Source organism: Glycomyces sp. NRRL B-16210, assembly GCF_000719515.1.
GTDB lineage: Bacteria > Actinomycetota > Actinomycetes > Mycobacteriales > Micromonosporaceae > Glycomyces.
In genome coordinates this window covers 342,520-367,439 of sequence record NZ_JOGR01000007.1, presented here as the reverse complement: position 1 = coordinate 367,439, position 24,920 = coordinate 342,520, and the positions used below count along the sequence as shown (strand labels likewise).

26 protein-coding genes are annotated in these 24,920 nt (G+C 71.0%); 9 read left to right on the top strand and 17 right to left on the bottom strand.

All coding sequences use genetic code 11. The features are described 5' to 3' along the window. Positions 1–69: 69 nt before the first annotated feature. The 9 genes from IF12_RS0112190 to IF12_RS0112150 all read right to left on the bottom strand — a co-directional run bounded on the left by IF12_RS0112190 (position 70) and on the right by IF12_RS0112150 (position 10,656). Positions 70–630 carry a dihydrofolate reductase family protein gene (locus IF12_RS0112190; RefSeq protein ID WP_030158474.1) on the bottom strand — a complete coding sequence of 187 codons (561 nt, stop codon included), beginning with the start codon at positions 628–630 and terminating at the stop codon, positions 70–72. Positions 631–727: 97 nt separating this feature from the next. Next, positions 728–2,140 carry a UDP-N-acetylmuramate--L-alanine ligase gene (gene murC, locus IF12_RS0112185; RefSeq protein ID WP_051704297.1) on the bottom strand — a complete coding sequence of 471 codons (1,413 nt, stop codon included), beginning with the start codon at positions 2,138–2,140 and terminating at the stop codon, positions 728–730. Continuing rightward, positions 2,137–3,249, bottom strand: coding sequence for a UDP-N-acetylglucosamine--N-acetylmuramyl-(pentapeptide) pyrophosphoryl-undecaprenol N-acetylglucosamine transferase (locus IF12_RS0112180; RefSeq protein WP_133884517.1), 1,113 nt, complete (start codon positions 3,247–3,249; stop codon positions 2,137–2,139). The genes murC and IF12_RS0112180 overlap by 4 nt, the downstream gene beginning before the upstream one ends. A 2-nt stretch (positions 3,250–3,251) precedes the next feature. Beyond that, a complete protein-coding gene (ftsW, locus tag IF12_RS0112175) occupies positions 3,252–4,535 on the bottom strand; it encodes a putative lipid II flippase FtsW (protein WP_051704296.1) in 1,284 nt (427 codons plus the stop codon). Beyond that, positions 4,532–5,959 (bottom strand): UDP-N-acetylmuramoyl-L-alanine--D-glutamate ligase, encoded by a 1,428-nt coding sequence (gene murD, locus IF12_RS0112170; protein WP_081913524.1) that lies wholly within the window; start codon positions 5,957–5,959, stop codon positions 4,532–4,534. Before murD ends, ftsW begins: the two co-directional genes overlap by 4 nt. A 4-nt stretch (positions 5,960–5,963) precedes the next feature. After that, entirely contained in the window at positions 5,964–7,094 is a 1,131-nt protein-coding gene (gene mraY, locus IF12_RS0112165; protein ID WP_030158458.1) for a phospho-N-acetylmuramoyl-pentapeptide-transferase, read from the bottom strand. Further along, positions 7,091–8,497, bottom strand: a complete 1,407-nt coding sequence (murF, locus tag IF12_RS0112160; RefSeq protein ID WP_030158456.1) for a UDP-N-acetylmuramoyl-tripeptide--D-alanyl-D-alanine ligase — start codon at positions 8,495–8,497, stop codon at positions 7,091–7,093. The genes mraY and murF overlap by 4 nt, the downstream gene beginning before the upstream one ends. Before the next feature lie 96 nt (positions 8,498–8,593). Beyond that, complete coding sequence (locus tag IF12_RS0112155) at positions 8,594–10,093, bottom strand: UDP-N-acetylmuramoyl-L-alanyl-D-glutamate--2,6-diaminopimelate ligase (RefSeq protein ID WP_051704295.1); 1,500 nt, start codon at positions 10,091–10,093, stop codon at positions 8,594–8,596. A 65-nt stretch (positions 10,094–10,158) separates the two neighbouring features. Continuing rightward, positions 10,159–10,656 (bottom strand): MarR family winged helix-turn-helix transcriptional regulator, encoded by a 498-nt coding sequence (locus IF12_RS0112150; protein WP_051704294.1) that lies wholly within the window; start codon positions 10,654–10,656, stop codon positions 10,159–10,161. Between the two features lie 312 nt (positions 10,657–10,968). Here IF12_RS0112150 and IF12_RS26190 point away from each other — a divergent pair, with 312 nt between their 5' ends. Next, the gene (locus IF12_RS26190) at positions 10,969–11,946 is read left to right on the top strand and encodes a hypothetical protein (protein WP_197034691.1); all 978 of its coding nucleotides are present in this window, start codon (positions 10,969–10,971) and stop codon (positions 11,944–11,946) included. A gap of 85 nt (positions 11,947–12,031) precedes the next feature. Further along, complete coding sequence (locus IF12_RS0112140) at positions 12,032–13,237, top strand: Ig-like domain-containing protein (RefSeq protein WP_051704320.1); 1,206 nt, start codon at positions 12,032–12,034, stop codon at positions 13,235–13,237. A 59-nt stretch (positions 13,238–13,296) separates the two neighbouring features. Here the strand turns inward: IF12_RS0112140 and IF12_RS0112135 are convergent, their stop codons facing one another. Continuing rightward, positions 13,297–13,641, bottom strand: coding sequence for a DUF3817 domain-containing protein (locus IF12_RS0112135; protein WP_030158446.1), 345 nt, complete (start codon positions 13,639–13,641; stop codon positions 13,297–13,299). Further along, positions 13,638–13,988, bottom strand: a complete 351-nt coding sequence (locus tag IF12_RS24130; protein ID WP_133884362.1) for a hypothetical protein — start codon at positions 13,986–13,988, stop codon at positions 13,638–13,640. Before IF12_RS24130 ends, IF12_RS0112135 begins: the two co-directional genes overlap by 4 nt. A 65-nt stretch (positions 13,989–14,053) precedes the next feature. Here IF12_RS24130 and IF12_RS0112125 point away from each other — a divergent pair, with 65 nt between their 5' ends. Next, on the top strand, positions 14,054–14,962 hold the full coding sequence (locus IF12_RS0112125; RefSeq protein ID WP_051704291.1) for an acyltransferase domain-containing protein: 909 nt from the start codon (positions 14,054–14,056) through the stop codon (positions 14,960–14,962). A 56-nt stretch (positions 14,963–15,018) separates the two neighbouring features. Here the strand turns inward: IF12_RS0112125 and IF12_RS0112120 are convergent, their stop codons facing one another. Continuing rightward, a complete protein-coding gene (locus IF12_RS0112120) occupies positions 15,019–15,510 on the bottom strand; it encodes a cupin domain-containing protein (protein WP_035748852.1) in 492 nt (163 codons plus the stop codon). 163 nt (positions 15,511–15,673) lie between these two features. On the opposite strand from IF12_RS0112120, the gene IF12_RS0112115 reads away from it, so the two are divergent. The 3 genes from IF12_RS0112115 (at position 15,674) to IF12_RS0112105 (ending at position 17,779) form a co-directional block, all read left to right on the top strand. Then, positions 15,674–16,162 (top strand): Rrf2 family transcriptional regulator, encoded by a 489-nt coding sequence (locus tag IF12_RS0112115; RefSeq protein WP_030158438.1) that lies wholly within the window; start codon positions 15,674–15,676, stop codon positions 16,160–16,162. Positions 16,163–16,171: 9 nt separating this feature from the next. Further along, positions 16,172–17,053 (top strand): TIGR01777 family oxidoreductase, encoded by an 882-nt coding sequence (locus IF12_RS0112110; RefSeq protein WP_030158436.1) that lies wholly within the window; start codon positions 16,172–16,174, stop codon positions 17,051–17,053. A gap of 147 nt (positions 17,054–17,200) precedes the next feature. Then, positions 17,201–17,779 (top strand): hypothetical protein, encoded by a 579-nt coding sequence (locus IF12_RS0112105; RefSeq protein WP_030158434.1) that lies wholly within the window; start codon positions 17,201–17,203, stop codon positions 17,777–17,779. Here IF12_RS0112105 and IF12_RS0112100 read toward each other — a convergent pair. Together IF12_RS0112100 and IF12_RS0112095 are read right to left on the bottom strand one after the other, a co-directional pair. Beyond that, the gene (locus tag IF12_RS0112100) at positions 17,730–18,758 is read right to left on the bottom strand and encodes an LLM class flavin-dependent oxidoreductase (protein ID WP_081913522.1); all 1,029 of its coding nucleotides are present in this window, start codon (positions 18,756–18,758) and stop codon (positions 17,730–17,732) included. The genes IF12_RS0112105 and IF12_RS0112100 overlap by 50 nt on opposite strands. Before the next feature lie 40 nt (positions 18,759–18,798). Beyond that, positions 18,799–20,160: a class II 3-deoxy-7-phosphoheptulonate synthase gene (locus tag IF12_RS0112095; RefSeq protein ID WP_051704319.1), complete on the bottom strand. Its 1,362-nt coding sequence runs from the start codon at positions 20,158–20,160 to the stop codon at positions 18,799–18,801. 190 nt (positions 20,161–20,350) lie between these two features. Between IF12_RS0112095 and IF12_RS0112090 the strand changes: the two genes are divergently transcribed. From IF12_RS0112090 to IF12_RS0112080, 3 genes are all read left to right on the top strand, one after another. Next, positions 20,351–20,974 carry a cyclodeaminase/cyclohydrolase family protein gene (locus IF12_RS0112090; RefSeq protein ID WP_030158428.1) on the top strand — a complete coding sequence of 208 codons (624 nt, stop codon included), beginning with the start codon at positions 20,351–20,353 and terminating at the stop codon, positions 20,972–20,974. Then, entirely contained in the window at positions 20,971–21,819 is an 849-nt protein-coding gene (locus IF12_RS0112085; RefSeq protein WP_030158427.1) for a bifunctional 5,10-methylenetetrahydrofolate dehydrogenase/5,10-methenyltetrahydrofolate cyclohydrolase, read from the top strand. The genes IF12_RS0112090 and IF12_RS0112085 overlap by 4 nt, the downstream gene beginning before the upstream one ends. A 311-nt stretch (positions 21,820–22,130) precedes the next feature. Further along, a complete protein-coding gene (locus tag IF12_RS0112080; protein WP_030158422.1) occupies positions 22,131–22,520 on the top strand; it encodes a hypothetical protein in 390 nt (129 codons plus the stop codon). Here IF12_RS0112080 and IF12_RS0112075 read toward each other — a convergent pair. The 3 genes from IF12_RS0112075 to IF12_RS0112065 all read right to left on the bottom strand — a co-directional run bounded on the left by IF12_RS0112075 (position 22,488) and on the right by IF12_RS0112065 (position 24,628). Further along, positions 22,488–22,865 (bottom strand): hypothetical protein, encoded by a 378-nt coding sequence (locus IF12_RS0112075; protein ID WP_030158420.1) that lies wholly within the window; start codon positions 22,863–22,865, stop codon positions 22,488–22,490. The genes IF12_RS0112080 and IF12_RS0112075 overlap by 33 nt on opposite strands. A 70-nt stretch (positions 22,866–22,935) precedes the next feature. Continuing rightward, positions 22,936–23,961 carry a 6-phosphofructokinase gene (locus IF12_RS0112070; RefSeq protein WP_030158418.1) on the bottom strand — a complete coding sequence of 342 codons (1,026 nt, stop codon included), beginning with the start codon at positions 23,959–23,961 and terminating at the stop codon, positions 22,936–22,938. A 112-nt stretch (positions 23,962–24,073) separates the two neighbouring features. Next, positions 24,074–24,628, bottom strand: a complete 555-nt coding sequence (locus tag IF12_RS0112065; protein ID WP_051704289.1) for a polyadenylate-specific 3'-exoribonuclease AS — start codon at positions 24,626–24,628, stop codon at positions 24,074–24,076. Positions 24,629–24,920: the final 292 nt, after the last annotated feature.

The following is a 24,920-nucleotide window of genomic DNA, read 5'->3' as shown; positions in this document are numbered from 1 at the left end:
AGTGGACACCGGCGCGGGCGGCCGCGCCAGCGCCTGCGCCCGGATCGGGACCGGACCGTTGCGGGCCGGTTACCCGGTGACGCCGTAGCGCAGGAACACCGTGCCGTTCGCGAACACGTGGTGTTCGAGCAGTTCGAGGCCGATCGATCGGTCCTGGGGCAGGAACGGCAGGCCGCCGCCGAAGGACACCGGGATCAGGTAGCAGTGGACCTCGTCGACCAGGCCCGCCTTGAGTGCGGCGGCGCCCAGGCCCGGCCCGCCGACGCCGAGATCGCGTTTGGACTCGGCCTTCATGCGGCGCACGGCCTCCGGGTCGAACCTGGATTCGAGCCGGGTCTTCGGGGTCGACACCGAATCGAGCGTGCGCGAGTAGACGACCTTGTCGGCCGCCTGCCAGATCGCGGTGTAGTCGCGCTCGGCCGCGGCCATCTCGGTCTCGGGCCCGAAGTCGGCCCACACGGCCATGACCTCGTAGACGCGCCGCCCGTACAGGTAGGTGCCGACCTCGCGCTCGCGGTCGTTGAGGAACGCCAGGACCTCCTGCGAGGGTTCGAGCCGGTCGAAGCGGCCCTCCTTGTCGGCGGAGTAGCCGTCGAGCGAGGTGATGCCCGAGAAGATCAGTCGTGCCATGGTGGTGCCGCCCTTCGGTGCCGTACGTCCAGGTGTACCAGGTGCGGGCGGCGCGCGCGGACGGCCCGCGCCTTTCGGCGCGGGCCGCTCCGGTGCTTCAGGAGAGCAGGTCCTCGGGCATGAGGGAGACCGGCGGGGCGCCCATGGTCACGACCACGTCGCCTTCGCCCGCGAGGGCCCGCACCGCGGCCGGGACCGCGTCCCACTCGGGCACGAACACCTTGTCCCCCTCCGGGAGCGCAACGGCGTCGGTGAGCGCCTGCCCGCCCTCGCCTTCGGGGATCGTCTCGCCCGGTCCGAAGATCTCCATCACGATCACCTTGTCCGCCAAGGCGAGCGCCTCGGCGATCTCGGCCCGGAACTCCACGGTCCGGTAGACGCGGTAGGGCAGGAAGACCACCACGAGCCTGCCGGGGTGGGCGACCTCCTTGAGGGTCTTGATCGCCTCGGTCATCGCCGTCGGGTGGTAGGCGTACTCGTCGAAGACCGAGTAGCCGTCGACCTCGCCGCGCTTCTCGAACCTGCGCTTGACGCCGCCGAAGGCCGCGATGCCCTCGGCGACGGCCTCGGGTTCGAGGCCCACGTGCAGGCCCACGGCGATGGCCGCGGCCGAGTTGAGGGCGATGTGCTTGCCGGGCATCGGCAGGTGGAAGCGGCCGAGCACCTGGTTGTAGACCAGGACGGTGTAGTCGACGCCGTCCCTGCTCGACTCGACGTCGCCCAGTTGGATGTCGGCGCCGTTCGAGAAGCCGTAGGTGACCACGGTGCGGCCCTCGGCGCGGAAGGTCTGCGCGAGCTTCGCGGTGCCCTCGTTGTCGGCGCACAGGACGAGCAGGCCGTCCTTGTCGGTGTTGCGGCAGAAGCGCTCGAAGGCCGCGGTGAGCGAATCCATGTCGCCGTAGGTGTTCAGGTGGTCGAGGTCGATGTTCGTGACCACGCCGATCTCGGGGCGGTAGCGCAGGAAGGAGCGGTCGGACTCGTCGGCCTCGGCCACGAAGTACTCGCCGGTGCCGTGGGCGCCGGTGTGGGCCCCGATGTTCTCCCCGCCGTTCACATAGGACGGGTCGAGTCCGGCGTGGGCGAGCATCTGCGTGATGATCGCGGTCGTGGTGGTCTTGCCGTGGGTGCCGGTGACGACGATCGAGCGGCGCCCGGTCATGGCCGCGGCGAGGGCCTCGGAGCGGTGGTAGACGCGGATGCCGCGCTTGCGGGCCTCGACCACTTCGAGGTGCCGGTCGTTGATCGCGGTGGAGCGCACCACGGTGTCGATGCCGTCCAGGTTGGACTCGGCGTGCTCGCGGTGCAGCCGCACGCCGAGGCGCTCGAGTTCGGGCAGGCTCGGCCACTCCTTGGTCTCGGAGCCGGTGACGTCGAGGCCGCGGGTGGCGTAGAGGCGGGTGAGGCCGTTCATGCCGACCCCGCCGACCCCGATGAACAGGGTGCGGCCGAGGTCCTCGGCGGTGACGCCCTCGTCGATCGGGCTGGTCAGGTCGTTGGGGTCCTCGCTCATGCCTGCTCGACCACTTTCAGCGTGTAGTTCCTGAGGGCCTCGTCGCCGGTGCGGCTGCCGAACGCGGCCGAGGCCCGGGACATCTGGGCGACCCGCGCGGGGTCGGTGATGATCGGGACGAGGTTCGCCTCGATCCAGGCGGGGCTGAGGTTCTCGTCGTCGCAGAAGATCGCGCCGCCGCCCTCGACCATCGGTCCGGCCGTGCGGTACTGCTCCTTGTTGCCCCAGGGCATGGGCACGAAGACGGTGGGCACGCCCAGGGCGCTCACCTCGGCGACGGTCATCGAGCCGCCGCGGGCCAGGACCATGTCGGCCGCGGCGTAGCCGAGGTCCATCCGGTCGAGGTAGGGCAGGGTCTTGTAGGGGACGGGCAGGCCCTCGGGGATGTGGATCGGCTCGTCGCGGCGGGCGCCGGTGATGTGCAGGACCTGCACGCCGCGGTGCGTGAGCACCTGGGCCGCACCGGAGACGGCGTTGTTGATCGAGGCCGCGCCCTGGGAGCCGCCGTAGACGAAGAGCACGGGGCGCCGCGGGTCGAGCCCGAAGTACTGGCAGGCCTGGGCGCGCATCGCGGCCCGGTCGAGGTGGGCGATCTCGGGGCGCAGCGGCACGCCGGTGACGGTGCCGTTCGCGAGCAGCGGCGAGGCCTGCGGCAGGTGCGGGAAGCCGAGCGCGAGGTTGTCGCTGAACTTGAGGGCCAGCTTGTTCGCGACCCCGGGCGGGTCGTTGAACTCGAAGATGACCATGGGGGTCTTGCTGCGCCAGGCGGCGAGGTAGGCGGGGACGGCCACGTAGCCGCCGAATCCGATCACGACGTCGGCGGCGACCTCGTCGAAGACGGCGCGGGTGGCCTTCATGGCCTTGATCATCCGGGGGGCGGTCAGCAGCAGGTCGAGGTTGACCTTGCGGGGCAGCTGGTGGGCGGGCACGTTGCGCAGGTCGTAGCCGGCCTTGGGGATGAGGTCGTTCTCCAGTCCCTTCTCGGTGCCGAGGCAGGTGACGCGGATGTGGGGGTCGTGTCGGCGGAGGCAGTCGGCGAAGGCCAGGAGCGGGTAGATGTGGCCGCCGGTGCCGCCACCGGCGAGGACGACCGATCGAAGCTGAGGCAACGTCATGTCTTTCTGGTCGTAGGGACGGAATCGGAGTCGGACGGGGCGTCCGAGTCCGAGCGGGGCGCGGGCGGCAGGGGGGCCCACAGCAAGCGTACGAGACGTGAGGGGTTGCGGGCCCGCAGCGCCTGGGCGGCGTCGGGTTCGGCACGCGCGAACCCGGCGAGCATCCCGACTGCGGCGAGCACGACCACGAGCGCGGTCCCGCCGTCGGAGATGAACGGCAGCGGCACCCCGGTCATGGGGATGAGCCCGAGCACGCCGCCGATGTTGATGAACGCCTGGCCCGCGATCCAGACGGTCACGCCCGCGGCCACGAGCGCCCGGAACGGCTCGTCCGAGCGGCGGGCGATGCGAAATCCCGTGTAGACGAGCACGCCGAACAGCGCGAGGATCACCAGGCAGCCGACGACGCCGAGCTCCTCGGCGATGAGCGCGAAGATGAAGTCGTTGTGGCCGTTGGGGAGCCATTCCCACTTCTGGCGGCTCTCCCCGAGGCCCACGCCGAACCAGCCGCCGTCGGCGATCGCGTAGTAGCCCTGGATGGCCTGGTAGCCCCACGTGTCGGCGAAGTCCTGCGGGCGCGAGAAGGACATGATGCGCTCCATGCGGTAGCCCTCGAAGGCGATGAGGAGCGCCGAGCCGAGCATGGCGGTGGCGAAGAGGGCGCCGAGGATGCGCAGCGGCACGCCCGAGGCCCACAGCAGGCCGATGAACATCGCCACGATGATGAGCATGGTGCCCAGGTCGGCGTAGCCGATGATGACCATCAGGAGCCCGGCGATCGGGAACATCGGGATCGCCAGGTCGCGCCACGAGGCGATGCGCGGGCCCAGCCGCACGAGCGAGTCGGCGACCCACAGCAGCAGCGCGAACTTCGCGATCTCGGCCGGCTGGAACTGGACGGGCCCGACGTGGATCCACAGCTGGTCGGTCGCGATCCCGCCCGAGGAGGCGCCGGACTGCTGGCGGATCGACATGACGACCAGGATGAGGCCGAGCAGGATCGAGACGATCAGGAGCGGGCGCGACAGCACCCGGTAGGTGCGCACCGGGAGCCGCTGGGCGACCCAGAAGCAGACCAGGCCGACCACGGCCCAGATGATCTGCTGGAGGATGATGTCGAACGCCGATCCGGTGGCGCCGTAGGACTCGACCATCGTGGCCGAGAAGACCATGACGAGCCCGATGGTCAGCAGCAGCGCCGAGGAGGAGAGCAGCAGGTAGTACGAGGCGAGCGGCCTGTCGAGCAGGCCGCGGAGCAGCTCGGTGAACCCGCTCCTCACCCGGCCTCGCCCCCGATCAGGGCCCGCGCCGCCGCCGCGAAGGCGTTCCCGCGCTGGGCGTAGGAGTCGAACATGTCGTAGGAGGCCGCGGCCGGGGACAGGAGCACCGTGTCCCCCGGCTGCGCGAAGCCCGCGGCGCGGGCGGCGACGTCGCTCATCACCTCATGGTCGCCGCCGTCGAGCACGGCCACCGGGAGGTCGGGGGCGTGTCGCGCCAGCGCGTCGGCGATCTCGGCCCGGTCCTGTCCGATGAGGACCGCCGCGCGCATCTTGGGCGCGAACCGGGACACGAGGTCGTCCACGTCGACGCCTTTGAGCTGGCCGCCGGCGACCCACACGATCGAGTCGTAGGCGGCGAGCGCGGCGGCGGCGGCGTGGGGGTTGGTGGCCTTGGAGTCGTCGACCCAGGTGACTCCCCCGGCTTCGGCGAAGGCGACGTTGCGGTGGGGTTCGGGCACATAGGATCGGATCGCCTCGGCGATGCGCTCGTGGGCGACGCCGACCTGGCGGGCGAGGGCGGCGGCGGCGAGGGCGTTGGCGACGTTGTGCGCCCCGGCGGGGCGGACGTCGTCGACGGCGCAGATCTGGACGGGCCTCTCGCCGGTGTGGTCGACGAGGTGCCCGAGGGCGACGCCGAACTGCCCGGGTTCGGGCCGGTCGAGGGTGAAGCCGATGATCGCGGCGTCGGTGTACTTGGCGAGGGCGACCACGGCCGGGTCGTCGAGGTTGACCACGGCCTTGCCGCCGCGCCAGACGGCGGCTTTGGCCTCGGCATAGGCGTCGTAGCCGCCGTGCCAGTCGAGGTGGTCGTGGGCGAGGTTGAGCACGGCCCCGGCGGTGGGGGCGAGCCTGGAGGACCAGTGGAGCTGGTAGCTGGAGAGTTCGACGGCGATGACGTCGTAGGGGCCGTTGGCGGCGTGGACGAGCGGGACGCCGATGTTGCCGAGGGCGGCCGAGCGCAGTCCGGCGGCCTCCAGGATCGCGGCGAGCATCGTGGTGGTGGTGGTCTTGCCGTTGGTGCCGGTGACGGCGAGCCAGCGGGCGGCGCCCGGTTCGCGCAGGCGCCAGGCGAGTTCGGGTTCGGAGTACGCCTCGATCCCGGCTTCGCGGGCGGCGACGGCGATCGGGTGGTGCGGCGGGAAGCCCGGTGAGAGCACCACCTGGTCGACGCCGTCGAGGAGCGCCGGGTCGAAGTCGTCGGCGACGACGCAGGCGGCGCCGCGGGCGGCGAGGCCCTGGAGGCGTTCGGAGTCGCTCTTGTCGTAGACGGTGACGGTCTTGCCGAGGTCGAGGAGGACTTCGGCGCACGCGGTCCCGGCGACGCGTGCGCCGGCCACGAGCACGCGTTCGCCGATCGGCGCTTGCGGTGACGCTTGCGGGCCGTGCTTGGGCCGCTTCGCCGAGGCCTGGCCGTCGGTGTGCATGGGTTCAGCCTGCCATTCGCAGGAAGTCCGCGAAGAAGAAGCCGAGGGCGATGGCGACGCCGATGCCGGCGATGATCCAGAAGCGGACCACGATGTTGACCTCGGACCAGCCGGCGAGTTCGAAGTGGTGCTGGAGCGGGGCCATGCGGAAGACGCGGCGTCCGGTGAGTTTGAAGGAGGTTATCTGGATCATCACCGAGAAGGTGATGATGACGAACAGGGCGCCGATGATGGGCAGCAGCAGGATGGTCTTGGAGGCGAGGGCGAGGCCGGCGATGAGGCCGCCGAGGCCGAGGGCTCCGGAGTCGCCCATGAAGATCTGGGCGGGCGAGGTGTTCCACCACAGGAAGCCGAACATGGCTCCGGCGGCGGCGCCGGCGATGAGGGCGATCTCCAGGGGGTCGCGGACGTCGTAGCAGAGGTCGGCGACGGGGTCGCCGGGTCCGCCGCACCAGTGGCGGTACTCCCAGAAGCCGATGATCATGAACGCGAGGAAGGCCATCATGGAGGCGCCGGTGGCGAGGCCGTCGAGGCCGTCGGTGAGGTTGACGCCGTTGGCGGTGGCGTTCACGATGAGCACGAAGAGCACGACCATGCCGATCTTGGTGACCGGGAGCCAGTCGATGTCCCTGGTGAAGGAGACGAACGGGGTCGCGACGGTCTCGGAGATCTCGCCGGTGTCGATGGAGCCGGTGTAGTAGACGGCGATGGTGCCGAAGATGATCGCGGCGATGGTGAGGCCGAGGATCTTGGCCTTGCCGGAGATGCCGCCGGAGTGCTTGCGGCGGATCTTGAGCCAGTCGTCGATGAAGCCGACGAAGCCGCAGGCCACGAAGAGTCCGATGAGGACGATGCCGGTGGCGGTGAACCCGGTGGGCCGGGTCAGGGTGAGGCCGTCGACCTTCTCGGGCAGGGCCATGAGCACGAGGTGCCCCGCGATGTAGGCGAGGACGATCGTGAAGATGAAGACGACGCCGCCCATGGTGGGGGTGCCGGACTTGGCGAGGTGGGTCTGGGGGCCGTCGGTGCGGATGGGCTGGCCGGCCTTGAGTCGGCGGAAGGCCTTGGCCGCGAGGGGCGTGAGCGCCATGGTGAGCGCGAACGCCACGAACGCGGCGACGATGACTGCTCTCACTGGTCGGTTTCCTCCTTGGCGCGCAGGTGGTCGGCGACGTCCCAGGTCCGGTATCGGGAGCCTTTCACCAGGACGGCGTCGCCGGGGCGCAGCCGGGTCCGCAGCAGCGCGATGGCCGCGGCTTGGTCGGGTACATGGGTGGCGGTGACGCCGTCGGCACCGTCGGGGCTGTGATGGGTGTTGCCGCCGGTCGCGCCCTCCACGATCGGCTCGGTGCCCTCGCCCACGGCGATGACCTCGTCGACGCCGGCCTCGCGGGCCTGTTCGCCGAGGCGCCGGTGGCAGGATGCTTCGAGTGCTTCGAGGTCGGCCATGAGTCCGAGGACGGCGATGCGGCGGCCTTCGGTGGGGAGCTGTCCGAGGGCGCGGACGGCCGCGCCCATCGAGGCGGGGTTGGCGTTGTAGGAGTCGTCGATGACGGTGGTGCCGTCGTCTCGGGTGAAGACGTCCATGCGGCGCTCGGACTTGCGGGTGGCCTCCGAGAGCCCGGCGGCGATCGACTCGGCGTCGGCGCCGAGCCGCCAGAGGACGGCGGCGGCGGCGAGGGCGTTGTGGACGTGGTGGCCGCCCCACAGTCCGAGGCGGACCTCTGCGGCGCCGCCGGGGGTGCGGAGGGTGAAGGCGTGGCGGCCGTCGCGCGGGTCCACTTCGGTCGCGGCGAAGTCGGCCGGTGCCTCGACGCCGAAGGTGAGGACCTCGGCCTTCGTGTGCGCGGCCATGGCCGCGACGCGGTGGTCGTCGGCGTTGAGGACGGCGGCGCCGTCGGCGGCGAGGAAGCGCGGGAGTTCGGACTTGGCGCGGGCGGTGGTCTCGATGTCGCCGAAGCCGTCGAGGTGGGAGATGCCGACGTTGAGGACCGCGCCGATGCTCGGCGGGGCGATCTCGCACAGCTCGGTGATGTGCCCGACGCCGCGGGCGGCCAGTTCGAGCACGAGGAACTCGGTGTCGGGCTCGACCCGGCAGACGGTGTAGGGGTGGCCCAGTTCGTTGTTGAAGTTGCCCTCGGTGGCGACGGTGGGCCCGAGGCGGGCGCAGAGCTGGCCGATGAGGTCCTTGGTGGAGGTCTTGCCGTTGGAGCCGGTGACGCCGATGATCGTGGCCTTGGAGGCGGCCGCGACGTGCCGGGCGAGCCGGGTGAGCGCGGCGACGGCGTCGTCGACGTAGATCGCGGGGGTGTCGATCGGGCGGGTGGCGATGGTCGCGAGGGCCCCTTGGGCGTGGGCCTTTGCGGCGAAGTCGTGGCCGTCGGCCCTCGCGCCGGGAATCGCCAGGAACAGCCCGCCGGGCCCGGCCTTGCGGGAGTCGTACTCGACGCCGCCGGTGACGACCGCTTCGGGGTCGGCCGTCGCGCTGAGCTCGCCGCCCGCGGCGGCGGCGACCTGTGCCAGGCTCATGGGGATCACTCGGCGGACTCCTCCTGTTGTGCGGTTGGTCTAACTATGCAGGGGCGGCGCTCGCGGGCCCGGTCGCGATCGGCGGTGCTCGGCTCGGGGCGCCGTTCAGGCCTCGCCGTGGGCCGGGGAGACCCAGCCCGCGTCCCTGAGCGCGCGGGCCAGCAGGACGCGGTCGTCGCCGGCGACGGGTCCGGCGGCGGTCTCGGTGACGGTCTCGTGGCCCTTGCCGAGCAGGGCGATGGTGTCGCCCGGGGCGGCCAGGGCGGCAGCCTCCCGTACGGCGAGTTCCCGTCCCGGAATATTACGGCAGGGCACGCCCTGGACGGCGGCGGCCACCTCGTCGCGGATGCGCGCGGGGTCCTCGGTGCGCGGGTTGTCGTCGGTGACGATGACCAGGTCGGCGGCGCGCGCGGCGGCGGCGCCCATGAGGGGCCGCTTGGAGCGGTCGCGGTCGCCGCCGGCGCCGAGGATCGCGATGACCTTGCCGGGGGTGGAGTCGTGGAGCGCGTCGAGCACGGCGGTGATCGCCTCGGGCTTGTGGGCGTAGTCGACGACGCCGCGCACGGGTGAGGCGCCCGAGACCAGTTCCATGCGGCCGGGCACGCCGGTGCAGGAGGCGACCCCGGCGAGGGCGGTCTCGGTGTCGAGGCCCGCGGTGGCGACCAGGGCCACCGCGAGGGCGGCGTTGGCGACGTTGTGGCGCCCGGGCATGTTGACCCTGCCCTCGCCTTTGCCGTCGGGGGTGTGGAGGTGGAAGGTCTGGGTGAAGCCGTCGGTGGCGATCGCCGAGGCGTAGTAGTCCGCGCCGGGGTCTTCGAGCGAGAACGTGTAGGAGTCGGCGTCGACAAGGGTGGCGACGCGCGGGTCGTCGGCGTTGAGGACGGCCGTCTCGGCGCGGCCGTCGAAGAGCCTGGCCTTCGCGGCGAAGTAGTCGTCGAGGTCGGCGTGGAAGTCGAGGTGGTCGGTGCCGAACATGGTGTACCCGGCGGCCGAGAAGCGGCAGCCGGCGACGCGGCCGAGCGCGAGGGCGTGGCTGGAGACCTCCATGACCACGTCGGTGACGCCGCGTTCGACCGCGACGGCCAGGAGCGCTTGGAGTTCGGGGGCCTCGGGGGTGGTGCGCTCGGATTCGATCGCCTCGCCCGCGATGCGGGTCTCGACGGTGCCGATGATGCCGGTGGTGCGCCCGGCGTACGCCAGGGCGGCCTCCACGAGGTAGGCGGTGGAGGTCTTGCCGTTGGTGCCGGTGATCCCGATGAGGCCCAGGCGTTCGGAGGGGCGGCCCCAGACGCGGGCGGCGATCTCGCCGGTGAGCGCGCGCGGGTCGTCCACGACGAACACGGGGAGGAGCCCGCCCGCGAGTTCGGCGCCGCGGGCGTCGGTGAGGAGGGCCACCGCGCCGCGTTCGGCGGCCTGGGCGGCGAACTCGGCGCCGTGGCGGCGGGCGCCGGGCAGGGCCGCGAAGAGGTCGCCGGGTTCGACCGCGTCGGCGGCGAGGCTCACTCCGGTGACGGCGAGGTCGCTGTCCTGGGCCGCGGGGACGAGGTCGGCGAGGCCGTCGACTCGGTAGGGGACGGTCGTCTCAGGACGCGGAAAGGTCGGCACGGCCTGACCCTACACCGGAGCGGACGGTCCGCAGGCCGTACACCGGCGGCGTCAACCGAAAGCGTTTACGCCGTTTCGGCGGGTCGTTCGGTGGCGCTGCGGTCGAGGTTGGACGACCAGATTTCGAGGAGTTTGTCCAGTTCCGCGGCCTGGTCGCAGTTGATCGCGTCGAGGAACAGCTCGCGCACGAGCGAGAGGATGCACGGCGCGGCCTGCTCCAGCCGCTCGATCCCGGCGGCGGTGAGCTTGACCCAGATGCCGCGGTTGTCGCGGTCGCACTTGTACCGCTCGGCCAGGCCCATCTCGGAGAGCCGGTTGACCTGATAGGTGACGGCGCTCTTGGCGGTGACGATGCTGTCGGCGAGGTCGCTCATGCGCATCGCCCGGTCGTCGCTGTCGGCCAGGCGCACCAGGATCTCGTACTGGGTGTGGGTGATGCCGTGGTGGTCCTGGAGTCGCCGGTCGATCTGGTGCTCGAGGCGGTGCGTGACGTTGAGGAAGCGCGCCCAGACGGCGTTCACGTCCGGAGCGAGCCAGCGGCTCTCGAAATCGCCCGCGCCCATGACCGACCTCCCGTCCGCGCTCGGCACCAGCCATTCGGCTGGTTCAATTTCGAACGATCCTACCAGTCGAAACGGTCCCGCGCGGCCCGCGAGTCGCCCACGCCATAGCCGTGACCCGATTCGGTGACGCACCGACTACCTGCGGTTATTCGCAAAGGCCCGATTCGACTGAAGAAACTTCCCGTTCTACGCTGTATCGCGACCACCCGACCACTCGGCTCCGAGCAACCGAAGGGCCCGCAAGCCTTGAACGGCATCCAACCGCCCCGACCGGCCGCGCGACGCGCGAACCGGCGCAAGGACCGCAGCGGCGTGAAGCGCCTGCTGTCGCTCCCGGTCGCGGCCCTGGCGGCCGTGGTCTTCCTCATCGCCCCCGGCTCCCAGTCCTCCGCGCAGGACCAGGGCGCCTCGGACGCCCTGAGCCAGGCCATCGAGGACTACCTCAACGCGCAGGACGAGCTCGCGGCGCTCAAACTGGAGCAGGAGGAGCTCGAGCAGGAGCTGGCCGACTCCGAGGCCGAGGTCGCCGAACTCCAGATCGAGCTGGAGGACTACGCCTACGTCGCCTCCACCACCTCCGACGTCCAGTCCACCGCCGCGCTCCTGGCCTCGGGCGACCCGCAGAACGCCATCAGCGCGATGACGCTCCTCCAGTTCCTCGGCGAGTCCCGGGCCCAGCGGCTCAACCAGCTCATCACCAGGCTCGCCGAGATCGAGGCCACCCGCCAGACCCTCGCCGACAACATCGAGGAGCAGGCGGACACGGCCTCGGACATGGAGGCGGCCCGCGACGCGGCCGCCCGCGAGCTGGCGGCCTCCGGCGGCGACGACGCCGTCGGCCCCTCCGCCTCGGACGCCCCCGCGGCCGAGCCGGCCCCGCGCAACTCCGACGGGACGCTCCCGGGCGAGGGCTGCTCCGAGAACGACCCGACCACCAGCGGCTGCCTGACCCCGCGCACGCTCCACGCGCTGGAGCAGGCCCAGATCGTCGGTTTCACCCGCTATGTCGCCTGCTACCGGGTGTCCTCCTTCGGCGAGCACGGCAAGGGCCGCGCCTGCGACTTCGCCGCCCAGCCGAACGGCTTCGGCGGCGACGCCGGGGGCGGCGACTACGACTACGGGCAGAACCTCGCGGCCTGGTTCGTCGAGAACGCGCAGGAACTGGGCGTGCAGTACGTCATCTGGTACCGCCAGATCTGGATGCCCTCCAGCGGCTGGAAGTCCTACTCCGGCGCCGGCGGCGACCCCTCCTCGGACCACACGAACCACGTCCATCTGAGCATCCGCTGATCGACTGTCCCCTTTATCACGGGGCAGCTGAATTCACAGGCGTGAACCGGTCGGCGTGTCGCCCGGGCTGTGTACCGTGGTGGCCATGACCTTCGAAGGAACCTCGCTCACCCGCCGCGGCGCCCTCGCCGCGGGAGGGCTCGCGGCCGCGGGCCTCGCCGCCGCGTGCACGAAGGAGTCCGGGACGATCGAGGACGGCGACGGCGGCGAGCCCGAGGCCCCGCAGAGCGCCGCGCAGATCACGATCAGCCCGGCCGACGGCGCCACCGACGCGACCGCCGCCACCGAGATCTCCTGGACCGTCGAGGACGGCGAGTTCACCGAGTTCACGCTCACCGACGCCGAGGGCGCCGAAGTCGAGGGCGCGATGCACCCCGACGGGACCACCTGGGTCCCCGCCGGCCCCCTCGCGTGGGAGCAGACCTACACCGCCACGGTGAAGGCCACCGACGCCGAAGGCCTCGAAGGCGAGGCCACCGCCGAGTTCACCACCATCGCCTCCCCCGGCGACCGGGTCGGCATCGAGAACTACCTGCCCGGGGACGGCTCCACGGTCGGCCAGGGCGCGATCCTCGCGTTCCGCTTCGACGGCCACGAGGTCGCCGAGGACCTGCGCGCCTCGGTCGAGCGGCGCCTGTTCGTCAGCGCCGAGCCGGCCCAGGAGGGCTCGTGGCACTGGATCACCGGCCGGGCCCTGGAGTACCGGCCCAAGGAGTTCTGGCAGCCGGGCACCCAGGTCTCGGTGCGCCTGGGCCTGGGCGGGCTCGACCTCGGCGACGGCCGCTACGGCCAGTACGACGAGGAGACCTCCTTCGCCACCGACACCGAGCTGCGGATCCTGGAGGCGGACGACGACACCAAGCAGATGCGGGCCTACCTGGACGGCACGATCGTCCAGACCATCCCGATCTCCCTGGGCGCCGACGACATCGACGGCAACGACGCGCGCTCCTACTCCGGCACCATGACGATCATGAGCCGCGAGGAGGAGTCGACCTTCGTCTCCGAGCTCTACGACTACGAGACCGACGTCAAATGGGCGATGCGCCTGACGTTCTCGGGCCAGTTCATCCACGGCGCGCCGTGGGCCTCGGACCGGCTCGGCGTCTCCAACGGCTCCCACGGCTGCATCAACGTCTCCGACGAGATGGGCGAGTGGCTCTACAACTTCGTGCGCTGGGGCGACCCGGTGGTCGTCATGAACACCGGCGTCCAAGTGCCGCAGGGCGACGGCTTCACCGCCTGGAGCCTCGACTGGGACTCGTTCAAGGCCGGGTCGTACCTCGACTGAGCAACGACGAAGGCCCGGCGTAACCGCCGGGCCTTCGCTGTGTCCTGTGTCAGCGCCGCTCAGACCGGCTCGTCCTGGCGGATCTTCGGGTCGGCGGCCTGCGGGTGCTCCTCGAGGATGCGGCGGTGCGCCCAGCGCTCGACGAAGAACGAGCCGATCGGCACGGTGCCGCCCAGCAGCAGGCCCACGGTGTGCGGCCAGAACCGCCACCCGGCCTGCTGGGCCAGGTGGAAGCCGAGCACCAGGTAGACCATGTAGCACAGGCCGTGGATCGGGCTGATCACCGTCACGAACGTGTCGTCGCCGCCGAAGTACTTGAGCGGCATCGCGACGAACACGAGCAGCATGAGGCACGTGCCGACGATCCAGGCGACGATGCGGAAGCGTTTCAGAGCGGCGTTCATGCGTGGCTCCCCTGCGGTGGGCGATGCGGATCGGATTCGGCGTCGTCCCCTCGGGCCCGCACGATCGCGGACTCGAAGGGCGAGGTCATCGGCGGCGGCTCGGGGCGCCCGCGGCGCGGCGCGGCGCCCTCGGGGAGGTCCTTGCGCAGTTCGAGGCGCATCTGCCGGACCCACAGCGCCACCGTGAACACCGCGAACAGCGGCCATTCGAGCGCGTAGCCCCAACTGATCGCGTTGCCCGCCTGGGCGCGGGACAACTGCCACCACCCGAGCAGCCCGAAGGCGACCGTCAGCACCACCGCGAAGCAGTGGAGGACGATCCAGGGGGGCGTCAGCAACCGTCGCACCGACCCAGCCTAAGGTGACCGACCCGATGTTGCCGCCCCGGGCCCGTCCGTGGTGACATAGCCCCGTGACTGAGGAACTTCCGCCGCCCGGCGCCGTCGCGGCGTATCCCGAACCCGACGCCGCGACCGTCCGCGAGCTGCTGCTCGACTGGTGCGGCGCCGAACCCGAGGACGCCGACGCCGCCGTGGCGGGCCTCGCCGCGCTCGATGCGGCCTCTCGCGAGCTGGCCGACCGGCTGTACCAGTCGATCGCCGCCGACATGGGCGGACGCAAGTGGCTGCCGTGGCCCACCGTCACCGAACCGCACTCGCTGCTGGGCCTGTTCCCGCTGCTCGCGGCCGTCCCCGACATGCTCGCCTACCACCGCGAACGCGGCGTCGACGAGGACCTCTCGCGTCGCGTCCTCGCCGACCTCGGCGAGAAGCTGCGGTTCAACAGGCGCCTCTACGGCAAGGCCGGGCTCGACGTCGCCAACTGGTTCACCGGCCACGTGCGCGGATCGCTGTACCAGCTCGGGCGGCTCCAGTTCTGTGTCGAGGGCCCCGACCCGAAGCCGTTCGTGGGGATGCACATCCGCGGCGAGGGCGGGCCGCTCACGCTCGACGCGGTGCGCGACTCGGTCGAATGGGCCCTGGAGTTCTTCCCGGCGGTCTTCCCCGAGCGGTACGGCGGACCGGAGGACATGGCGTTCGTGTGCGAGTCGTGGCTGCTGGACCCGCAACTGCGCGACTGGCTGCCCGAGCACTCCAACATCCCCGGCTTCGGCGCCCTGTTCGACCTCGAAGGCCCCGGCGACGCGGCGGGCGCCAGGAACAGCGTGTGGCGGTTCGTCTTCTCACGCACCGAGGACACCCCCGCCGAAACGCTGCCGCAGGAGAACACCCTCCAGCGCTCGGTCTTGGCCGGCATCAAGGCGGACGTGCAGTGGCGCAACCGCTTCGGCCGTCTGGACCTGGCCAGGCTGGGCCTCTGAACGACGGCGAGGGCACACCGCTTTCTAGGCGACGGCTTTGGGGCACCGACCTCCGATCAGGCGGCCGACCGGGCCCGGTGCCAGGCCTCGCCCGCCACGTAGTGGTTGTCGAAGCGCTCGCCTGAGGCCGGGATCTCAGCCGGGTCGGCCTCGCCGGCGACCACGCGTTCGAGCAGCCGGTAGTAGTCGAACCGGTCGGCGGCCGGGGCGAACACGGCGAGCACGTCGGCGTCGTGGCCGGGCGCGGCCCCGAACGCGTGCGGCAGTCCGGCCGGGAGCGTCACGAAGTCCCCCGCTTCCAAGACCACGACCTCCTCGCCGGCGAGGACTTGGAGGCGGCCGGCGATGACGAACAGCGATTCGCTCGCGCCGGTGTGGAAGTGCGGCGGCGCGCCGTCGCCGCCGTCCGGGAACGTCGAGCGGGTGACAGAAAGAGCCCCGCCGGTCTGCGAGGAGTCGGCGAGCAAGGTCATGACCGACTCCTGGGCGTGGGCCAGCCGCTCGGCGGCGGCGGCGCGGGCGATGACGGGTGCGGGCGTGGTGCTCATGGTCTTCCTCCGATGCGGTTCCGGCCCTCGCCGGAACTTATATCTGGATATTACATGTCTAGATAAAGATCCGCAATCGGCTCGCGTCGCATCGAAGGCCATGCCGCAGCCCGTGACCCGCGGACGGCGTCGGGGCCGAACCCGGAGCGATACCATCGGGATTATGCGAATCAGCGAAGGCGTCGAATGGGCCGCGCACTGCTGCCTGCTCCTCGACTGGATGGGCGCCGACGGGCCCGTTTCGACCGCGAGGCTCGCCGCCGGGTACGGGCTGCCGCCCGCCTACCTCAACAAGCAGCTCCAGCCCCTCGTCAAGGCCGGCATCCTCACCTCCACCGCCGGGAAGAAGGGCGGCTTCCGGCTCGCCAGGAGCCTGGGAGACATCACCCTCATGGACGTGCTCACCGCGATCGAGGGCCCCGCCGAGGCGTTCCAGTGCGCGGAGATCCGCCGCAACGGCGTCTGGGAGGACCTGCCGGACTCGGCCTTCCGCACCCCTTGCGCGATCGACACCGCCATGCGCGGCGCCGAACTCGAATGGCGGCGGGCGCTCGCAGCGCAGACCCTGGCGGCGATCCAGGCCAACGCCGAGCTTCAGGCGCCGGGACTGCGAACACAGGTCCAGGAGTGGTACGGGGTTCCGAGGCCATAGGCTAGGCGTATGCGGATCGTCATCGCCGGGTCGAGCGGCTATCTCGGCAAGCCCCTGATGAGGGCCCTCGAAGGCCACGACCTCGTGCGGCTGGTGCGCCACCGCCCCGACGAGGAGAACGAGATCCTCTGGGACCCGTACAAAGAGCCGCTCGACCCCCAGATCCTCGACGGCGTCGACGCGGTCGTGAACCTGTGCGGGGCCTCGATCGCCGGGCGGCGCTGGAACGCCGCCTACAAGCGCCGGATCCTCTCCAGCCGCGTGATCCCGACCAAGGCGCTCGCCACCGCCGTCGCACAAGCGGGCGTCCCGACACTGGTCAACGGCTCGGCCGCGGGCTGGTACGGCGACCGCGCCGGCGTCGAGGTGGACGAGAGCACCCCCGCGGCGGCCGACTACCTGGGCCGCACCTGCCTCGCGTGGGAGAACGCGACCGCCGCCGCCGAAGAGGCGGGCGCGCGCGTCGTGCGGCTGCGGACCGGCCACGTCCTCGGCGAGGGCAGCGTCCTGCTCGACAAGCTGGTCCCGGCCTGGAAGTGGTTCCTGGGAGGGCGCTTCGGCAACGGCCACCAGTACATGCCGTGGATCTCCCTGCGCGACTGGGTGGCCGCCGCGGTCGCCGCGGTCGAGGGCGACCTGCGCGGCCCGGTGAACCTCGTCGGCCCGACCCCGGCCACGAACCGCGAGTTCGCGCGGGCGCTCGGCGCGGTCGTGCACCGGCCGACCCCGTGGATCATCCCCGGCTTCGCGGTCAAGATCGTGGCCGGAGAAGCGGCCGTGGAACTGCTGCGCGGCGCGAAGATCCGCCCGGCGGCCCTGGAGAGCAGCGGGTTCGCCTACCAGGACCAGACGATCTTCGAAGCGCTGCGGGCCGCGCTCCCCCACCGCTGAGCCCGCCGCCTCCGAACCCGCCCGCGTGGCGGCTTCGGTCGCACCTTCCGGTACGCCGGAGCCGCCCGCGCCCCGGATCGGTCGGTTCCTCGCGTGTGGCCTGGGGGCCTTAGACTCGGATACCGCCCGACTCGAAGGAACCACCCTGTGTACACGCCGCCGGTCTTCCCCTCCACCCCGCCCCCTGAACTGCTGCAACGCAAACCGGGGACGGTGACGGCCGCCCAGGTGATGCTGTGGCTCCAGTTCTCGTTCCTCATCTGCTGCGGGACCGGCGGCGGCCTGGCGGCGCTGTTCTGGTCGCAGGCGGTCGACCTCGACGACTTCGGGTTCGGCAGCGACTTCACCGCGGGCGTGGGCGATTTCGCGGCCCTGGTCACGGTCGTCATCGCCGTGGTGATCGCCTCGGTGGTCCTCCTCGGGGTCCTGGCGGTGAAGATCGGGGCGGGCCGGCGCTGGGCGCAGATCACCACGATCGCGATCATGCTGGCGGCGTTCGTGTTCGGCTTCCTCGGGCTCTACACCGGGTTCGAGGCGAGCGACCGGGTCGGCGCTCCGGTGGACGGCTCGCGGCTGATCGGCACGCTCACGGGCCTGGCGATGCCGCTGGTGACGCTCATCTGCCTGTTCACCGGCTCGGCGAACCAGTGGTTCCGCCAGCGCGGCAGGGACCCGCTCAGGGTGCAGCCGCCTCCGGGGGCGCCCCCGTACCCGCCGTTCCGGTGAGGGCGGCGCCGAGCGCGGCGATGTTGTCCCGGACCGCTTCGGGTTCGCCGAGGCCTTCGGCGAGGAGCAGTTGGCGGGCGACGCCGGTGGTCTCGGCCGAGGCGGCGAGCCGTTCGGCGACGTGGTCGGCGGGGCCGACGGCGTGGCGTCCGACCATCCAGTCCACATAGGCGGCGTGGTCTCTGCCGGTGCGGCTGGGTTTGAGGCTCACGTACTGGCCGACGCCGCGGGTGAGCAGTTCGGTGAGCGAGGCGCGCAGCCGGTCGACGGTGGCGGTGTCGTTCGCGATCTGCGCGAGGTGGGTCGAGACGTGTTCGGCCGCTTCGGGGTCGTGGCCGGCGGTCTCGGCTTCGCGGCGCCAGACGTCGAGGAGGGCGAGGTGGTCCTCGTCGGGGGCGTGCATGCCGAGCAGGAGCGGGAGGCCGAGGCGTCCGGCGATGCGGGCGGTCTCCTCGCTGGTGGCGGCGACCCAGACGGGGGTTCCGGCGCCGGGCGGCATCACGCGGATGGGGAGGACGTCGAAGAACTCGCCGTTGTGGGTGACCTCGGTTTCGCCCGAGAGCCATTGGCGCAGGAGTCTGAGGCCTTCTTCGAAGCCGCGTTCGTAGCGGTCGACGCTGGAGCCGAAGACGTCGAGGTCGATCCAGGGGCCGCCGCGTCCGACGCCGAGCCGGAAGCGGCCGGGGGCGAGGGCGTCCAAAGTGGCGGCCTCTTCGCCGAGGGCGACGGGGTGGCGGTTGGAGAGGACCGAGACGGCGGTGCCGATCTGGAGGCGTTCGGTGGCGGCGAGGAGGTGGGAGGCCATGAGGGTGGCCGAGGGGTTGGCGCCGTACTCGATGAAGTGGTGTTCGGCCACCCAGGCGCCGTCGAGGCCGGAGGCCTCGGCCGCTCGGGCGTAGGAGACGACTCGGCGGAGCGTCGCCGCCGGTGCGGTACCGGGGAACACTCCGCCGAGCAGGAACACGTCGTGTGCACTCATGCACACCACTCTATGGCGCGCGGCACACTGGAGGAAAGCCTTAGTGGCGCAACATCTCGGCAACGAGGAACGCGAGTTCGAGCGACTGCTGGGTGTTCAGCCGCGGGTCGCAGGCGGTCTCGTAGCGGTCGGAGAGCTGGTCGTCGCGGATCTCCTGGGCGCCGCCGACGCATTCGGTGACGTCCTCGCCGGTGAGTTCGATGTGGATGCCGCCGGGGTGGGTCCCGGTCTGGCGGTGCACTTCGAAGAAGCCGAGGACCTCGTCGACGACCTGGTCGAAGGCGCGGGTCTTGTAGCCGGAGGCCGATTCGTAGGTGTTGCCGTGCATGGGGTCGCACTGCCACACGACCTTGCAGCCGGCGGCCTCGACCTTCTCGATGATCGGCGGCAGCACGGTGCGGACGTTCTTGTGGCCCATGCGGGTGATGATGACGAGCTTGCCGGGGATGTTGTCGGGGTTGAGCTTCTGGCACATCTCGACGACCCATTCGGGCGTGGCGGTCGGGCCGATCTTGCAGCCGACGGGGTTGGCCACGCGCGAGAGGAAGTCGATGTGGGCGCCGCCGAGCTGGCGGGTGCGCTCGCCGTTCCAGACCATGTGGCCCGAGAGGGCGTAGGCCTTGCCGTTGTAGATGCGGGTGAGCGCGCGGTCGTACTCGATGGCGAGCATCTCGTGGGAGGCGAAGACCTCCGCGGTGTGGAGGTTGTCGTCCTCGACGCCGCAGGCGGCCATGAAGCGCACGGCCCGGTCGATCTCGCGGCCGATGGCCTCGTAGCGCTCCCCGGCGGGCGAGGTGCGCACGAAGTCCTTGTTCCAGTCGTGGACGGCCATGAGGTCGGCGAGGCCGCCACGGAGGTAGGCGCGGAGCATGTTCATGGACGCGGCCGAGTTGGCGTAGGCGCGGATCATCCGCTGCGGGTCGCAGACCCGGGCCTCCTCGGTCGCTTCGAGCGAGTTGAACATGTCGCCGCGGTAGACGGGCAGGCCGAGCGAGTCGGTCGCCGCGGAGCGGGGTTTGGAGTACTGGCCGGCGACGCGGCCGACCTTGACGACGGGCAGCGAGGCGCCGTAGGTGAGCACGACGGCCATCTGGAGCAGGGTGCGCATGTTGGCGAGCACGTGCTGCTCGGTGTTGTCGATGAACGTCTCGGCGCAGTCGCCGCCTTGCATCAGGAAGGCGCGGCCTTCGCAGACGTCGGCGAGGAGTTCGCGGAGGTGCTCGACCTCGTAGGGGGCGACGATCGGGGGGACTCCGGCCATGACGCCGGAGACTTCTTCGACTTCGGCGTAATCGGGCCAGGGGGGAACCTGCTCTCTGGGCAGGTTCCGCCATGCGTCGAGCTGATAGCGTTCGGCCTCCTCCTCGTCGGCGACGACGGGGACGAGTCCGGGATTGCGCAGATCATGCCATTGGCGGTTCACGCGCATATCCTACGCGGGCCCGCCAAGCCCGTACCAGGCCGATTTGCCAGTCTCACGGGATGAGCCGGCCCAGGCGGACGCCTGTTCGGACTTGGGCACGGGGGCCCGGCGCGACACACGGGGACGATCGCAGACATCCCACCTTTGGAACCGCGGCTAGGGTGAGCGGGTGCGTGAGACGACGATTGAAGACTGGTTGACCGATCTGGCCTCGGAGCTTCCGGCGCCCGGCGGCGGCGCGGCGGCGGGGGTGAGCGCGGCGATGGCCGCGGCCCTGGTCTCGATGGTGTGCAACCTGACCATCGGGAAGCCGAAGTTCGCCGACCACGAGGCGGTGATGCGGGAGGTCCTGGCCGAGGCCGAGCGGCTGCGGCTGGAGGCGCTGGGGCTCGCCGAGGACGACGCCGAGGCCTTCTCGGGCGTGGTGGCGGCCTACAAGCTGCCGAAGTCCTCCGACGAGGAGAAGGCGGCGCGGACCGCGGCGATCCAGGCGGGCCTGGTCGAGGCCGCGGCGGTGCCGCTGGCGGTGGCGAAGGTCGCGGCCGAGGTGATCCGCCTGTCGGGGCGGATCCTGGAGGGGTCGAACCCGAACGTGCTCTCGGACGTGGCCGTGGCGGCGTCGGCGGCGAAGTCGGCGCTGGAGTCGGCGGCGCTGAACGTGGACATCAACGTCGTGTCGATCAAGGACCCGGCCGAGCGCGAGCGGCTCGCGAGCGCGCTCAACGAGGCGCTCCAGACGAAGGTGCAGGCCGAGGCGATCATGCATGCGGTGGCGAAGAGGATTCGGGCATGAGTGACATCGACGGGCGCGCGGTCGCGAAGGCGCTGCGCGCGGAGGTGGCCGCAGAGGCGGCCCGGCTGCGGAGCGAGGGCGTCGCGCCGACGCTGGCGGTCGTGGTGCCGACCGACGACGAGGGCACGGCCTGGTACGTGCGCTCGATCAAGAAGGCCGCCGAGAAGGAGGGCCTGGACTGCCGGATCGAGCACCTGAAGGAGCCGGACAAGGACGCGATCACCGCGAAGCTCCGGGAGCTGTCGGGCGACGATTCGGTGCACGGGGTCATCTGCCAGACGCCGCTGCCGGAGGGCGTGTCCCTCGGCGAGGTCGGCTGGTACATCGACCCGATGAAGGACGTGGACGGGGCGAACCCGGAGAGCCTCGGGCGCTTGGCGCAGGGGCGGCGGACGTTCGCTCCGGCGACGGCCGCGGCGGTCCTGGAGCTGCTGGGGCGCGAGGACCTCGTGCTCGAGGGCGCGAAGGCCGTGGTCGTGGGCCGGTCGAACGTGGTCGGGAAGCCGGCGGCGCTGCTGCTGCTGAACGAGTCGGCGACGGTGACGGTCTGCCACTCGCGCACGAAGGACCTGGCGGCGGTGTGCCGCGAGGCGGACGTGCTGGTGGCGGCCGTGGGCCGGGCCGGGATGATCGGCGCGGACTTCGTGAAGCCGGGCGCGACGGTGATCGACGTGGGCACCAACCCGACCGAGGACGGCGGCCTGGTGGGCGACGTGGACTACGCGGCGGTCGCGGAGGTGGCCGGGAGGCTGACCCCGGTGCCCGGAGGCGTGGGCCCGGTGACGACCGCGCTGCTGCTGCGGCACACCGTGACGGCGGCGGAACTGTCGAAGACCCGTGACTGAGCTATAGGGGAAGGGCCGGTCGCTGGAGCGGCCGGCCTTTCGCATGTGCCCGAGGAGGACGGGAAGCGCACAGGGCCGCAGCGTTACGTGTTCGAGGAGGGCGGCATTGCCTGGGTCCTCGGTTATCGACTCGCGCAACAGGTAGGCCCGTAGCCCGGCTCCGCGCGACCACCCGCCAAGGCGACGAAACGACGAAGCGCTCCTTCCCCACTCGCACCAGGGGGGAACATGACGCCAAGTGGCGGATACCCGACAGACAGGTGGGACTACTGTCCGTAGCGTTGAGACTTCCCTCGCAAAGGAGGTCACGAATGACACGTCGTCTCGGCTTCATAGCGCTCGTCGCCGCCATGATCGTCTCGGTCGCGAGTCCGGCGATGGCGTTCCAGCACGACCGGGTCCACAATCCGGTGGTGCACTGGGCACTCGACATCGCGACGCTCGCCATCGTGGTCGCGCCGCTGTGGACGGCGCTGCTGTGGGGCAAGGGTCGCAGTAAATGGCTGCTGGTCGGCCTGATCGCGCTCGTGCAGGTGCCGGTGGCGATCCTCGGCTTCTCGCCGGGGGCCTCGGCGCTGTTCGCCGGCAGCGGGCTGTTCCTCGGGCTCGCGATCAGTGTGGCGGCCATCGTCTACACCCGGCGGGCCACCCGCCTCGAACGAGCGGCCTCACAGGAGGAACTCGCGGGCGAGGCTCCCTGAGCCGAGTTCGAACCCGACGACGCGGTTCCCGTCGCGGAGCAGCCGCAGCAGCGGGCAGCCTGGGAACGGGCCGTGGAAGCCGCCGGCGGGGTCGCGGTAGGCGTGCCAGGAGCAGTGCGCCTCGCCCACCCAGCCCCAGGCGCGGTGGGTCTCGGCGCCCGCGAACCGGTACACGCCGACGCTGAGCAGGCGCCCGGCGACCGGGCGGCGGTAGAAGTCGGCGTCGAGCCCGGTGACCGGGACCGCCTCGAAGTCAATGTCCGGCAGGGTCTTGTGAAACGAGAAGTCGGTGAGGTGCGGGATCTCGCCGATCGTCTCGGACGGATCAGTCTCTGCGAAGGCCACGGGCACGCCAGGTCTAACGACCGGGCGTGCCCGTGGTTGCGCGCTGTCCGTACTTTGTGGTCGGTGCCGCTTACACGCCGAAGAAGACCTCGGCCTCGGCGTAGCGCTCGACGGGAACGGTCTTGAGCTCGTCGGTGCCCTCGTGGATCGGGATGCGCACGACGTTGGTGCCCTGGAGCGCCATCATCTTGCCGAAGTCGCCCTCCTGGACCGCCGAGGCCGCTTCGAGGCCCAGGCGGGTCGCGAGCACCCGGTCGAACGCGGTGGGGGTGCCGCCGCGCTGGAGGTGCCCGAGGATGATCGCGCGCGTCTCGATCTCGGCGCGCTCCTTGATCTCCGCGGCGACCCAGTCGCCGACGCCGCCGAGCTTGACGTGGCCGAACGCGTCGACCTCGCCGTCCTTGAGGACCATGCCGGTCTCGGCGTGGGCGCCCTCGGAGACGGCCACGATCGTGGCCTTGCCCGCGTCCTTGCGGTCCTTGACGAACGCCGCGACCTTCTCGATGTCGAAGGCGACCTCGGGGATGAGCACGACGTTCGCGCCGCCGGCGATCCCCGCGTGCAGGGTCATCCAGCCGGCGTGGCGGCCCATGATCTCCACGACCAGGCAGCGGTCGTGCGACTCCGCGGTCGTCCACAGGCGGTCGATCGCCTCGGTCGCGATGTTCACGGCGGTGTCGAAACCGAACGTGTAGTCGGTGCCCGAGAGGTCGTTGTCGATGGTCTTCGGCACGCCGACGCAGTTGACGCCGTCGGCGGTCAGCTTCGTCGCGACGCCGAGGGTGTCCTCGCCGCCGATCGCGATGAGCGCGTCCACGCCCAGTGCGGCCATGTTCTTCTTGATGGCCTCGACGCCGCCCTCGATCTTGTAAGGGTTGGTGCGCGAGGAGTGGAGGATGGTGCCGCCCTGGTCGAGGATGCCCTCGACCGACTCCCAGTCGAGGGGCTGCGTGATGCCCTCGATCGGGCCCCTCCAGCCGTAGCGGAAGCCCACGAACTCGTGACCGAATTCCTTGGTGCCCTTGCGGACCGCGGCCCGGATGACCGCGTTGAGACCGGGGCAGTCGCCGCCGCCGGTGAGCACGCCAATGCGCATGTGTCTTTACTCCCTGGAGTGAGGACTGTTAACTGGGCGGCCTCATTGCCGAAACACCGCCCAGCCTATATCGGGGGCGGAAGACGCAGGCCAGGGGTGCTGACGCGGCGCCTCAGCGGTGCGAGTCGACCGGGCCGTAGGCCGAGCGCTCCTTGCGGAAGCTCTCCAGGGCCTTCCAGCGGGCCAGGTTGAGCTGCGCGTCGGTCAAGGCGTCGTGGAGGTCCGCCTCGGGGGTGACCGGCAGGTCCGGGCGGCCCAGGTCCTCCCAGCGCTGGCGCAGGTCCTTGGTCATGCGCGGCAGCGCCCGCGGCAGCTCCGGCATCGTGCCCCACAACTGCGCGAGGACCACATGGTCGTACGCGCCGATCCACGCCCACAGCTCGACCCGCTCGCCCGGATGCGAACCGGTCTTCTTGCGCACCGGCGCGACCAGGAACTCGTAGAGCTCGTCGCGGATCGTGGTGCGGTCCTTCCACAGCGAACTGGCCGGGGGCGGCAGCTTGTCGAGGACGTTGCGCCGCACCCAATCTATGGCCCGGGACGGATCGAACTCGGTCGACACTGCGTAGTACTCGCGGCCGTGCTCGTCGACGACCGCGATCGAGACCAGGTCGATGGTGCGACCATCCTCGATGAACTCGCAATCGTAGAAGTATCGGTACGCCACGCATCGGCCTTTCGTATGATCACGGGCGGTCTTTTCGGTCCTTCTTGGCCCGCACCCGAATGTCGCCGGTATCGAGTCGACGCTACGCCATACGATCATGCAGCCGGAATCTGACCTAGCCATCCACGCCCGAGACCTGCGATACCGGACAATCAACGTGAAAGCACGTAGACTTGATCGTACACTCGGTCGAGCGACAAGTGCGCCGTCTGGACACACGGCCCAACGGAGCGTGAAGTTTCCGACACCGGGCTCTGTACAACGACGGAAAAGACAGCGATCATCGGAGGGA